At 41.3% G+C, this 12,518-nt stretch carries 11 protein-coding genes; 7 read left to right on the top strand and 4 right to left on the bottom strand.

The annotated features are described in order from the left end of the window. Window positions 1-24: 24 nt before the first annotated feature. On the bottom strand, window positions 25-759 hold the full coding sequence (locus tag IEY67_RS06380; protein WP_183668798.1) for a hypothetical protein: 735 nt from the start codon (window positions 757-759) through the stop codon (window positions 25-27). A gap of 529 nt (window positions 760-1,288) precedes the next feature. Here IEY67_RS06380 and IEY67_RS06375 point away from each other — a divergent pair. The 5 genes from IEY67_RS06375 (at window position 1,289) to IEY67_RS06355 (ending at window position 9,013) form a co-directional block, all read left to right on the top strand. Next, window positions 1,289-2,056, top strand: a complete 768-nt coding sequence (locus IEY67_RS06375; protein ID WP_122373559.1) for a DUF4469 domain-containing protein — start codon at window positions 1,289-1,291, stop codon at window positions 2,054-2,056. Window positions 2,057-2,236: 180 nt separating this feature from the next. Next, window positions 2,237-5,506, top strand: coding sequence for a SusC/RagA family TonB-linked outer membrane protein (locus IEY67_RS06370; protein WP_122373560.1), 3,270 nt, complete (start codon window positions 2,237-2,239; stop codon window positions 5,504-5,506). Between the two features lie 23 nt (window positions 5,507-5,529). After that, window positions 5,530-7,512 (top strand): RagB/SusD family nutrient uptake outer membrane protein, encoded by a 1,983-nt coding sequence (locus tag IEY67_RS06365; protein WP_183668796.1) that lies wholly within the window; start codon window positions 5,530-5,532, stop codon window positions 7,510-7,512. A gap of 19 nt (window positions 7,513-7,531) precedes the next feature. After that, window positions 7,532-8,275 carry a DUF5018-related domain-containing protein gene (locus tag IEY67_RS06360; protein ID WP_183668794.1) on the top strand — a complete coding sequence of 248 codons (744 nt, stop codon included), beginning with the start codon at window positions 7,532-7,534 and terminating at the stop codon, window positions 8,273-8,275. A 105-nt stretch (window positions 8,276-8,380) separates the two neighbouring features. Further along, a complete protein-coding gene (locus IEY67_RS06355; protein WP_122354717.1) occupies window positions 8,381-9,013 on the top strand; it encodes a hypothetical protein in 633 nt (210 codons plus the stop codon). 56 nt (window positions 9,014-9,069) lie between these two features. On the opposite strand, the gene IEY67_RS06350 is transcribed toward IEY67_RS06355, so the two are convergent. Together IEY67_RS06350 and IEY67_RS06345 are read right to left on the bottom strand one after the other, a co-directional pair. Continuing rightward, window positions 9,070-9,513, bottom strand: a complete 444-nt coding sequence (locus tag IEY67_RS06350) for an META domain-containing protein (RefSeq protein WP_122373564.1) — start codon at window positions 9,511-9,513, stop codon at window positions 9,070-9,072. 5 nt (window positions 9,514-9,518) lie between these two features. Next, window positions 9,519-9,944 carry an META domain-containing protein gene (locus IEY67_RS06345; protein WP_122354713.1) on the bottom strand — a complete coding sequence of 142 codons (426 nt, stop codon included), beginning with the start codon at window positions 9,942-9,944 and terminating at the stop codon, window positions 9,519-9,521. Between the two features lie 186 nt (window positions 9,945-10,130). Here IEY67_RS06345 and IEY67_RS06340 point away from each other — a divergent pair, with 186 nt between their 5' ends. Continuing rightward, complete coding sequence (locus tag IEY67_RS06340; RefSeq protein ID WP_122354711.1) at window positions 10,131-11,393, top strand: M23 family metallopeptidase; 1,263 nt, start codon at window positions 10,131-10,133, stop codon at window positions 11,391-11,393. Between the two features lie 86 nt (window positions 11,394-11,479). Beyond that, the gene (locus tag IEY67_RS06335; RefSeq protein WP_122354709.1) at window positions 11,480-11,848 is read left to right on the top strand and encodes a YccF domain-containing protein; all 369 of its coding nucleotides are present in this window, start codon (window positions 11,480-11,482) and stop codon (window positions 11,846-11,848) included. Here the strand turns inward: IEY67_RS06335 and IEY67_RS06330 are convergent. Next, window positions 11,845-12,513, bottom strand: a complete 669-nt coding sequence (locus IEY67_RS06330) for a M15 family metallopeptidase (RefSeq protein WP_183668792.1) — start codon at window positions 12,511-12,513, stop codon at window positions 11,845-11,847. The genes IEY67_RS06335 and IEY67_RS06330 overlap by 4 nt on opposite strands. Window positions 12,514-12,518: the final 5 nt, after the last annotated feature.

The following is a 12,518-nucleotide window of genomic DNA, read 5'->3' as shown; positions in this document are numbered from 1 at the left end:
CGAAAAATTCTTCAATTTGATCAACTACTTTTGTGTTGTAATAATAGGAGACCAAAGTCCTTTTCCTACATACTTAGACTCTAGATTAGCAGTTCCTGTTTTAATATTAACAGAACCTGTTACCATAAAATGCTCTTTATCACTAAAAGAGTTGTCATACCTTGTACGATTAAGCCATAATTTAAGAGAAACAGTATCACTTCCCCAACTGCACTCATAATACGCCGTTGTATAACGAATAGTACCATAAGGGCAAAAGGTAGAACCTGCAGATATTAACGATTCTGAACCAGCGAAAGCATACACAATATTGCCATACTCATCTAAGTCATAACACACTTTTATTTCAACCTGATTACAAACATTTAGAAAACACTCACCATAAGTCGCATACACAATTACAGACCCACCGGAATAAGACTTTGTTAAAAGCTTCGGAGTAAATGGTAACATGAATATATACTGATCCCCAATAGGTATCACTTCGACCTCTCGTTCCTCCTGCATCTTGGGATAAACAGAATACTCTTGCAAATCTTCCTGGAAATTCTTTATCTCCCCTTCCGTCAACGGAGTTATCCTATCCCCCATCTCCACTTTCGGAGAAACACGCCAGCCGGAACTTGCTGCTATCTGCTTTAATTGATTGATATTTACTTCATTTTGATTAATAACCTGATCCAATACTGGTTCATTATCATTTGTACAGCCAACTAAAACAGCCATAATCAATATAAAATATAAGACACTTGATTTCATAGTATAAATGTATTAGAAGATTAAAACAACTGAATATAATGCGTGGTTAAAAAACACAGCTACATCTTCCCACCTATTCTCTTAGATGCAGCCTATGGTAAGAAATTTTCTATTGTAACTAAATGAATTCATAATATATATTCCAAAACTCCAATCAAGAATCTCGCAAACATATAAAAAAAATCACAATACACACAACATTATTTATAAAAATAAAATCAACACAATATTTACCCCTAGAATAAACAAGGCAACCAGACACTTTGAATCATTTACATTACAAAACAAAACAACCCTAGTCCTTGGAGAACTAAGGTTGTTTTACCCCGCAAAAATATAGATTAATTTTAAATAACAATAATATTTATTTGAAATATTGTTTTTTTAACTAAATCAATTAACATTTCATCTCTATAAGTGCATGCAAATTCATGTCAAACTCCATTTTAAGTGTTCAATCTACTTCAAAAGTAAATAAAACCTCGTTAAAGTACTTAGTTCTCCAAGGACTAAATAAACTAATATTAATATGGCAGCAACAGAACCTAAAATGCGCAGCATTACAGGAAAATTAACACCGAACAAATTGACTGAACGCGAAGACGACTTCACTTGTAATATTGTTTATCAGGCAAACCGAGACATAAAAGCTCTTTGCCAGTTAGCCGCAGCAAACAGTAAATTCTCTGCCTCAGAACTGGAAAGTGCTTACAACGCCCTGAAAGAACAGGCAAAAATCGAATTATACAATGCTTCTACCGTAGAATTTGGTTTTACGACTAACTCATTAGGAGCTGACGGCCCGTTCATCGGTCCGGATGCGAAATTCAATCAAACGAAAAACAAGGTCGTTCTACGAAGTGTTCCCCTCGCCGAACTAAAAAAAGATCTCGACAATATAACTGTCATCATCTCCGGAACATCTGAGGGTCTACCGGTCATAACAGTAGTGACAGATGTAACGACAGGAAGCGTAAACAATCAGATCACACCGGGAGGCGGCCTGAACGGAGAAGGAAACCGCGTAAGAATTATCGGCGAAGAAGGGAAAGAAGTCGGTTTCTATTTTGTTTCCATAGCAGACAAAACAGAGACAAAGGTTCCGGTAGCCTCGTTGTTACGCAACGATCCATCCTATTTCTCTTTCATCATTCCGCCTTTGGCAGCCGGTACTTACTATCTGGAAATTGCAACCCAGTCAAGCGGTAATACAAAATTTTTAGTAAGCGAACCCCGCCGCAACCGTTTCCCCTACGTGCTGACAGTTGGAGGAAGCGACAGGCCGGAAATAGAATAAATCATTTCCGGTGACCGGAAGAGTGTTCTTCCGATGACTGGAAGTGTGCTCTTCCGATAGCTGGAAGCGTGCTCTTCCGATGAGTGGAAGCGTACTCTTCCAACCATCAGAAAAATACCAAAACAAAATCAGAGAGTTTTTTTACCTATACATATTAATATTAAACTAAAAACGCACATTATGCTAAAAAACTTCAAACCGATTGGTTTAATGCTGTTTGCAGGCATATTATGTTCTCCCGAGAGCATAAAAGCCGACACAACACCCATTAGACCGAGTGTGAGCATTTCCCAACAAAACGGGAAAGTGACAGGAACAGTAGAAGATGAATTCGGTCCCGTAGCCGGAGCCTCAGTCATTGTGAAAGGAACCACAAACGGTATTATTACCGACATGGACGGTAATTTCACATTAGAGGGTGTAAAACAAGGAAACATCATCCAAATCTCTTTCATCGGTTACACTACGCAGGAAATCAAGTACACAGGTCAGGCATCTATTAATGTAAAGTTAATGGAGGACTCACAGACCCTGGACGAAGTAGTCGTAACCGGTTTCAGCGGCGTACAGAAAGCCAAGACATTGACCGCTTCTGCCGTTACCGTAAAGATGGAATCGATTGCCAAATTGCCGGTGACTTCCGTCAGCGACGGTTTGGGAGGCCGCGTAGCCGGTATCATCTCACAGGCACGTTCCGGTGCTCCGGGTGAAACTTCTAAGATTTGGATCCGTGGTGGTAGCGATATTTTGTATGTAGTCGACGATGTAGTAATGGAAACAGAACAGGGTGAAGTATTCTTTAACCGTCTGCGTCCGGAAGATATCGCTTCCATGACTATTCTGAAAGATGCATCGGCTACAGCCGTATATGGTCCGCGTGCCAGCGACGGTGTAGTAGTGGTAACGACGAAAAGAGGCCAGGAAGGCTCCCTGGATATCACGGTAAACCAAAAGTTCACACTTATGACTCCCTCTTACAGACCTAAATCTATGAGCTCATGGGACTATGTGAATATGAAAAATGAATTGTATGCAGCCAATATGGAAGAAAATCCGGCATACAATACGACACAATTGTCCAAATATTATATGGGGCATCTGAGCCAGCAAGGATATGGCCGCCAGGAAATCACCGATATGGTCAACCAGAAATATAATATGGGATATTCATTACAAGATGTAAACGATCTGTTCAATCCGTTTGTAACCCAGGGCGGTGACATTAACAACTACTATACATATGAAGATCCCTGGGACTGGTTCAACAACACACAGCCGATGACACAAACGAACATAAGTGTACGTGGTGGTGGCGAACGCGTCAGATACTATTCCAGTTTAGGATATTTAAACCAGTCAGGTATCAGCGATACGTATAACTACGAACAGTACAATGCCATCGTCAATACGGAAGCCTTTTTGCTTAAAGACAAAAGCCTGCGGTTCACCATGAACCTGAATGGGATCATGGCTAAAAAGAAACAACCGGAAGGCGGCGACGGTATCTTCAACTCGGTTTTGATTGAAGGTGATGAAATCCATTCAATACCACGTAACTGGACAACCGGTTTGGACAGAGCCGGAGGTTTGGACTCCAGACTGCGCAATGGTTTTAATAATACAGACGACTACCGTTTACAGGCCAGTATGGGATTAAAATGGAATATACCCTGGGTAGAAGGTCTGGCAGCCAGCGCAAGCCTCAACTTCAACCACAGTTATTCTATGAACAAAGTCTTCAAACATCCGGAAGAAGGAGTATATGCAAATCCGTATGCAACACAGGAAAATAACTTCAACCCGAATGATGCCCATCTGACACAGACATGGAATAACTATTCTTTGACAACCGGTATCTTCCAGGTGGATTATAACCGTTCTTTTGGTAAGCATAATCTGTCGGCCATGGCCAACTACCAAAGCCAGGTAAGAAATACCAACAAAACCATGGCTAAAAAATATGGTTATCCGACCACTTTCTATCCGCAAATAGACGGCGGATCAACCATGGAAAGTATGAGTGGTACAGAAGGACAATGGGGTTCGGCAAGCTGGGTCGGACGTGTTTCATATGATTACGACAGCAAATATTTGTTGCAATTTAGCGCAAACTATAACGGTTCTCTATGCTACCACCCGGACAAGCGTTGGGGATTTTTCTATGCAATATCAGGCGGTTGGGTTCTGACAGAAGAAAGCTTTATCAAGGATATCATCAACACGGATTATATCAATATGTTCAAGATCCGCGCCGGATATGGTGTGGTTGGTAAAGAACTTTCAGAACCGTTCAGTTATATGAACCAGTATGAGTTGTCAAAAACTATCTTGACAGGTGAAAACATGAGTTCAAGCTCCGCCTGGAAAGAAAGTAACGTATCCAGCAATCTGACCTGGGGTGAATCGCAACAGATCAGTGGTGGAGTTGACTTCGGATTTTTCAAGGATCGGTTAAGCGGTTCATTCGATACTTATTTATATCTGAACAAAGGTGACGAAATGGATATGAATCCTAAACTGACTTACACGCCTGTCCTGGGTTTGCCCAATACCCCGAAAATGAATGCTCCTTACGTGACCACGCATCAAGGTGGTGTTGAATTCAATTTAAACTGGAATGACCAGATCGGTGATTTCACTTATAAAATCGGAGCTAACTACACCTATTGGGATAAAATAACGGTAAGACACACCAAAGAAGATACTGACTATTACTATCCGAACTTAACGAATCTGGGTAAAAGAAACCAAGTGAAAACTTATACAGTAGCATGGCAAACAAACGGCCTGTTCACATCTTATGAAGATATGTACAATTCCTACCTGCATTTCACCCGTAACCACACTCTCGGTACATTCAGGATGCAAGATATCAATGGTGACGGTGTATTGAACGGCGGCGACCAGGTTTGGGATGAAAGAGGCGGCGAAGTTCCACAAACGCTGTACGGTATCACACTTGGCCTGGGCTGGAAAGATTTCAGCTTTGAAATCTTCCTGCAGGGAGCCGCCAACGTTACCGGAGATGTAGTCTCTCCTGCCCGTTCACAACAGGATTACTATTGGAAATACGCTAAATACCTGTGGCAGGAATCTTACACACCAAGCAACCCGATCACAAACAAGCTGCCGTTGCCTACTAACTCCACTTATGGCTGGGGATACAGCTTTGTCGATTCTTGGGTATATGACGCATCTTACCTGAAGCTCAAGAATATCAGCGTAAGTTACGATTTAAAACGAAGAGTACTTAAAAACGTAAGCTACATCAAAGGTTTACAGCTGAACTTCATTGCCAACAATGTACATACCTGGGTTAAGAAAAGTAATCCGTTCAAAAATTTAACGGACCCGGAATATCTGCCGGCCAACTCGATCTGGGGCGGAAATAAATTCGGTAGCTATCCTACCCAACGCTCTTTCACACTCAGTGCTACATTAACATTGTAATCACAACAGACAAATTAAGAAATATGAAGAAAATAAATATATTCGCGTTACTCGCAGCCGTATGTTTCTCGAGTTGCGATCCATTAGGAATCGAACCGACTACCAGCGTTTTCGAAGACCAGTTCTGGGAAAACCCGCAGTTGTCCCGTTCCTTTGTCAATCAATTTTACCTGTGGGCTCCTGCCGGTGCCAATCATGCTTTCAGATCAGAACAATGGTCTGACAACGCAGTCGGTAATGTTGACCGTGACCAGACTACCTTCCGCCAATATGACTTTAACAATAGGCGGTATGATGAATTAACCGGCATTACCAGCCTGACAGGAGCTCCATGGGGAGACGGCTACAAAAATATTCGTCAGGTCAACCTTGCCATCGAGCGAATTCCCAGTGTTCCGAATATGACGGAAGAAGTAAGAGATCAACTAATGGCAGAAAGCTATGCTTTCAGAGCTCAGTTTTATTTCGATATGGAAAGGTACTGGGGAGGATTACCTATCGTTACAAACTCTATGACCATATTTGATGAGACAATGCTCGCACAAAATACCCGTGAAGAAGTCTTCGACCAGATTCTGGCCGATTATGACAAATCATTGGAATACTTTGGCAAAATGACCAGCAAACCGACATTAGGTCTGATTAATGCAGATGCTGTTCAGGTGTTGAAATCACGTGCTGCCCTGACTGCTGCCTGTGCTGCGGCAGCATCATCTAAAGGTCTGTATGATAAGTTGGCCGGTTCAGACAAAAGCAAAGCTCTTTACAGGTTCACCAAAGATGCGAATCATTATTATCAGATTGCTTATAATGCAGCCAAATCTGTTATCGGCAAGTATTCGTTAGATCCGGATTACCGGAATCTGTTCAACGGAGCAACAGGTCATACCTCTGTTGAGTCTATTTGGCCGATGATGTTCAATGAATCCAACAGAAGCGGATTTAACCCGGCTAATTATGCACATCCCGGAGGAAGAATGTACGGGGCAACGACCGATCATAGTCCTGACTGGGGCGGAGATCATGGAGGTGCTTATCCTACCCAGGAGTTAGTCGACTGTTATTACCAGAAAGACAAAGCAACAGGCAAATGGATGCAATGGTGGAAAACACAGCAAGCTAAAGAGATGGGGGTTGAAGCCGGAGCAAACGGAGCTTTAAAAGCAACAACAAAAGATTATCAGTTGATGTATACCGACAGAGACAAACGTTTCTATACGACTGTACTTTATGACGGTTCTTATTATGCAGATAAAGAAGGAGTTGAAAAATGTCTGGTTGGTGTATGGATCGATTATTCGGTACCAACAAAAACTGAAAAATACAGCGCATTGCATACCACTTACAAATCTTCGGAAAAACTGGAAATAGCAGGCCGCGGCCAGTCTTCGATGACCGGATATTATACTGCTAAATATGTTCCCGGAAAATTTAAGGAAGATGGAACCCTGGAGACAAAACAAACATCTATTTCATTCTTCATGGTACGTTACGCCGAAGCACTGCTAAATATGGCCGAAGCTGCATACAAGCTGGGAGGAAAAGAAAGTGAGGTTGTAGATGCCATCAACCAGATCCGTAATCGTGCCGGCTTGGACAACTTCGATGCATCTGTTGTCGGACATAATTTATGGGAAGAATACCAATTGCAACGCCGTATTGAATTTGCATTCGAAGTACCGTCTCACCGCTATTTCGATTTGCTCAGATGGGGTGAATCAGAAGGTAAAACTGTAATCGAAGAATTAAACAAGCCTTCTTCCGGTATGTTTATTTTCCGCAAGGGTGTCGAAAGCGAAAAAGTGGAAGATAACGGCTATCCGGCACCGGAAACAGATCCTAAATATTTCACTCCGTACTTCGAAGTGCGTCCGATAGATAACTCATATTACGAACGCAAATTCAACAACGCAGTGTTTTATAAACTTCCTTTTGCAAAAACAACTTTGGAAAGTGACAAGAATCTGGTTCAGAATCCGGGTTGGGAAAACAGAAGCTATCAATAACATTTAAACAGAAATAAGTATGAAACTTAAAAATATATTAATCGCAGCAGTATGTTGCCTGACAGCTCTATCAGGTTGTCAAAGCGGATTAGTCTACGATGAAGTACCCGAATCCATTTATACAAACGTAAATTTGGGATCCGGCCTGGCTAAAGTCCGTGTCCGTGAACTGTTTACAAACAAGATCTGGCAAGTAAACCATAACGATGGAAAAGGTCAGTGGTTAGAAAACTGGCTTGCTCAAACGCTTATCAGTGAAAGTTTCCAAAACGGAATAGATTATACCAATAACACCGGTTCAGATGTTACTATCATGGGTAAAGTGCTAAAAACGGGAGAAACGATGTTCGTACAAAATACATTGGAAGTTGTGGACGACAGTTCTGCCCCCGACGGGAAGAAATATATAATCCATGTCTTTTCTCCGGCAAACGTGATGTACACAACACCCAACAAAGGACATCTGTTTGTAGCATCTGCTTTTGATGGTGACAATCTACACCCCGTATTCGTTGAAGAAGTTGAAACAGGTAAATATCGTTCCGCAATCGTACCGGTAAGGCAAGACGCATTAGTCATAGAACTTATCCTGGAAGATATGTATGCATGCCGGGTGGAACCGGTTAACGGAGCACCGACTTTAGGTGCCCCTGGAGATTTCACCAAACCACATCAATATATGGTTATTAATACAACTTTCAGACCGGAAGGTGTTCCTGAAACAAGACGGTTGTATGAAATTCAGGTGCAGCTATTAAAATAAAACGATAACTTTTTATGTTAGTAGAGCTTCACAGCTCTACTAACTCAATTACTATTTACGGGAATTTTATACGACTATATTCATTTACCCCATAAATAAGTCAAAATGAAATACATTCTAATTCTTTTAATTTCTTGTTTCGAATTGTTCAACGTTTATTCCCAAGAAGATAATACACCTTATCTTTTTCCTGAATTTACGAAAGGATATGTTTATTACAAAGACGGAAGAATATTCCATGTACCGCTCAACTATAATTTATTCAATGGAAAGTTTTTCTTCATTGACAATGATAATATAAAGAAAGAGTTTTCCGATCCGAATATGGTTACTTCTCTCAAAATAGGAGAAAGAACTTTTCTACCGGTTTCAAGCAAAGAAACAGCTGAATTAATCCAATCTGAACCTAAAATCCTTGTCCAATACAATGGAACAAGGAAAATCAAAAAAGATTTGACATATGGTGGTAAAACAGAAACAGCTTCTGTCGAAGGCTATAGCAATCTCATATATGGTTCAGGAGATTACCAAGCAAATACTTTTTTAGACAAGATAAAGTATAAATTCTATATTGAAAAAGGTAAAGGGTTTAAGAGTTTCTCTACAGAAAAACAATTCTTAAAAATATTCTCTAAACACAAAGAGCAGCTTAAACAATACATTGATGGTAATAAGATAGATTTTGAGACTATTGGCGAAGTTAAAAAATTATGCAACTATGCTCTATCTTTGAACTGAAAAGAGGTGGCCTCCTTCAACAGGGCCACCTCTTCTAATTTATAATGTTTGTATTATCATTTCTTTTCGATAACCATCAGTTTCCCGTTATCGGTCCCGTAAAAAGCAATCGTATTCACAGGTTTCACATTTCCTTCTGCCTCAAAACGGACTACTTTGTTCAGAGCTTCCAGAAACTCCTGTTCTCCCTTCAAATTAGGACACGCCATACGTGTTGTTGCCACTTGAGGAAACTTAATGATGTTTTTTCTGGCTTCCGAATATTCAATATTCCCATTCATACGGTTACAACCTGCATTTCCTGACAAATGGTTGCGTGCAACGTCAATGACTATGAGCTGGTTACTTTCTGACGGGTCTAACTTTTTACCGTTCAGTTCTACCACACTCCATTCTCCATTCAAATCGGAATAAGATGCGACCACTGCTTTTTGTGATTTACAGGAAGCAAATACGGCTATTCCCACAACTGCCAGGCATAGATATAAATACTTCTTCATTTCTGTTAGTTTTTAGATAAAACAAGCAGAACATTACCGTCCTGATCGATCAATGTCATTTCACTCTCGGAACTACCGGCTTTTACCGCTTTCACATTGCCCATAGCCTGCATAATGGCATCTTCTGTAGCCATATCCGGACAAGCCATCATCGTTGCAGCACCCGGTGCAATGGTTATTGCAGAAATGTCTTTATCATCCAATGTAAAAGAAGAATTGAACATATTACAGCCTGCATTGCCATGCAATTTATTCTGCGCCATATCAAACTCCATATAGGGTAATCCTTCCTTCAGAATCTTTTCACCTTTCACCTCTATTACATTCCATTTACCTTCCAGTTTCTTGGCATCTGTTTTGGCTTCAGAACAAGAAATCATCATCCCAAGTACCATCGGGAGCATCAATACATAAAAAATCACTCTTTTCATAATCTATACTATTTGTTATATCACTTACAAAGATAAGACGCCAAATCCATCTAAATTGTTCCCCAAAGGTACTGTATTTAGTTAACATTAACAATCCATTCCTGCATAGCCTCTCTCATCCTTCTGAGGTTTTACATTATTTTCTGTAAGTTTGCACCCGACGAACAAACTATAAATGAGGATATAATGAAGGGATCGGGCATTGCACCTATTTTGATTTTACTATTTATATTAGGTATCTCCTGTAAAAACACACCTAAACAATGCGAAGAAGAAGTAGACAGCGAATGGATCGACAGTCTGCAACGTGTATACCAATACGGCATCTGCATCGATACACTGGATATAAAAGAATATAAGATGAAAAACGGCGATAACCCTGCCGCTATATTCTCAAGCCTCGGTTTTTCCGCTCTTATGGCCGACAGTATCAGCAGATCGTCTCTCGAGGTGCTGGATCCTACCAAATTACAAGCAGGCATGCACTATTATACATTCAGCATGCAAGATAGTACCGCCCAAATCCGCTACATCGCTTTTGCCAAAACAAAGACAGACTATGCCGTGATCGATTTTACCGGTGATACTATCAGCGCCTATGAATTTAATAAGCCGATCACTTTAAAACGCCAATATGTGGAAGGTACTATAAACTCTTCGCTATGGAACGTACTGCAATCGAATGGTGTAAACCCGTTACTGGCAATTAATATAGCCGATGTTTTTGCCTGGCAGATCGACTTTTATGATGTCAAAGAGGGGGATTCTTTCCGCGTACTATACGATATTGCTTATATAGACGATACAACCGCTTTAAATATAAGTAGCATTCAGGGAGCTATATTTACCCATCAGGGAAAAGATTTTGTGGCCATTCCCTTTACCCAGGACAGTGTCTTCGAATACTTCGATCAGGATGGGAACAGTTTGAGAAAGGCTTTCCTGAAAGCTCCTCTGGATATCTTCCGTATCACCTCACGTTTTACGAATGCCCGTTTTCATCCGATCCTGAAACGCTATCGTGCACACCACGGTGTCGATTACGCGGCACCGGTCGGGACTCCCGTCAAGAGTATCGGGGCCGGGACTGTCATAGCCAAAGGATATCAGAATGGCGGAGGGAACTTCCTGAAAGTACAGCATAACTCCGTATATACCACCACCTATATGCACCTCAGTAGGTTTGCCAAAGGCATACAAGTAGGTAGCCATGTTCAGCAAGGCGAAGTCATTGCCTATGTCGGTTCAACCGGCCTTTCAACCGGTCCACACCTGGATTTCCGGGTACATAAGAACGGGCAACCGATAAATCCTTTAAATATGGAAGCACCGCCCTCTCTTCCTGTCAAGCCTGAATTACGTGACAGTTTTCAGTTGGCTAAACAACAATTTTTTGCCGAACTGGATAGCATGCAGAAGCTATCCAATGAGTGCCTACCCGCTAACTGACGGGTGACTATCGATTTCAGAACCGATAACTATTGCTTTTAATGAGATTTATGGTACATTTGTAAACACGATAAATGTATTGATATATGAAATTTTTAGGCAATATCATCTGGTTAATATTCGGTGGACTGATCACCAGTATCGAATATCTGGTCTCAAGTCTGCTACTGATGATCACGATCATTGGCATTCCTTTCGGATTACAGACACTGAAACTGGCTTTACTGGCCTTGTGGCCTTTCGGTAGTACGGTTACGGATAATGGGAATTCCGGCGGTTGTCTTTGTATCATTATGAATATACTCTGGATCATACTGGGGGGATTCTGGATTTGTTTGACTCACCTGGGGTTCGGCCTGTTGCTATGTATTACAATCATCGGTATTCCCTGGGGTAGGCAACATTTCAAAATGGCTGCCCTTGCGCTGACTCCTTTCGGAAAGAATATCAATTAATCCAGTACCGGATAACTTTGCCGGGCTTCTGCCCGGCTACAAGCATTAAAATGCCACCATTCGTATGGAATGATACGGAATCCGGCTTGTTTCATGACCCGGCGCAACAGCCGACGGTTATTATATGCTGCACGGTCTATTTTACCGGCATTCAATAAGGTATCCTCATTATTCGTATGAGCTTCTTCCCCAAAGAAATCGAAAGGTGTTCCCATAGGAAGAGGTTCGCCTGTCTCGTCCAGAATAGTCACATCTACAGCCATTCCATAATTATGCAGTCCTCCTCCATTTGCCGGATTACTCACATAATTCACTTTATCCGTTCCGCGGACAAGTGCCCACATTTTACGTTGCACCGACATCGGACGGGCGGCATCGTAGACGACCAAAGTGAAGCCTGGCTGTTCTTTTTTCAATAATCGTTGCGCAGCTATAAGCTTTTTTGCTGCATCCGGATGAAGCCAGGCACGTGTTATTCCGGTATAAACGGCTTCTTTCATAAAATTATCGGTTGTTGCATAAACCAGCTGTACACGTATTGTTGAGTCCAATGTAGCAATATCCACCAATCCCTTATTATGTAAATAAGTATCCAATTCCTCTGCACTACCGCGAGCACAAAAAAGGAATACTACCAACAGGAAAATATGTTTTTGCCAACTCATTGGAA

This window comes from Parabacteroides faecis, from assembly GCF_014647375.1.
In the GTDB taxonomy this organism is placed as follows: Bacteria; Bacteroidota; Bacteroidia; order Bacteroidales; family Tannerellaceae; genus Parabacteroides; species Parabacteroides faecis.
Note: the sequence above shows the minus strand (reverse complement) of the source record. Positions and strands in the feature narration are given on the sequence as shown.

What these genes read in the sequence shown, in the direction of transcription:
- IEY67_RS06380 (WP_183668798.1), bottom strand. Translation starts at nt 759, where the DNA reads ATGAAATCAAGTGTCTTATATTTTATATTGATTATGGCTGTTTTAGTT.
- IEY67_RS06375 (WP_122373559.1), top strand. Translation starts at nt 1,289, where the DNA reads ATGGCAGCAACAGAACCTAAAATGCGCAGCATTACAGGAAAATTAACA.
- IEY67_RS06370 (WP_122373560.1), top strand. Translation starts at nt 2,237, where the DNA reads ATGCTAAAAAACTTCAAACCGATTGGTTTAATGCTGTTTGCAGGCATA.
- IEY67_RS06365 (WP_183668796.1), top strand. Translation starts at nt 5,530, where the DNA reads ATGAAGAAAATAAATATATTCGCGTTACTCGCAGCCGTATGTTTCTCG.
- IEY67_RS06360 (WP_183668794.1), top strand. Translation starts at nt 7,532, where the DNA reads ATGAAACTTAAAAATATATTAATCGCAGCAGTATGTTGCCTGACAGCT.
- IEY67_RS06355 (WP_122354717.1), top strand. Translation starts at nt 8,381, where the DNA reads ATGAAATACATTCTAATTCTTTTAATTTCTTGTTTCGAATTGTTCAAC.
- IEY67_RS06350 (WP_122373564.1), bottom strand. Translation starts at nt 9,513, where the DNA reads ATGAAGAAGTATTTATATCTATGCCTGGCAGTTGTGGGAATAGCCGTA.
- IEY67_RS06345 (WP_122354713.1), bottom strand. Translation starts at nt 9,944, where the DNA reads ATGAAAAGAGTGATTTTTTATGTATTGATGCTCCCGATGGTACTTGGG.
- IEY67_RS06340 (WP_122354711.1), top strand. Translation starts at nt 10,131, where the DNA reads ATGAAGGGATCGGGCATTGCACCTATTTTGATTTTACTATTTATATTA.
- IEY67_RS06335 (WP_122354709.1), top strand. Translation starts at nt 11,480, where the DNA reads ATGAAATTTTTAGGCAATATCATCTGGTTAATATTCGGTGGACTGATC.
- IEY67_RS06330 (WP_183668792.1), bottom strand. Translation starts at nt 12,513, where the DNA reads ATGAGTTGGCAAAAACATATTTTCCTGTTGGTAGTATTCCTTTTTTGT.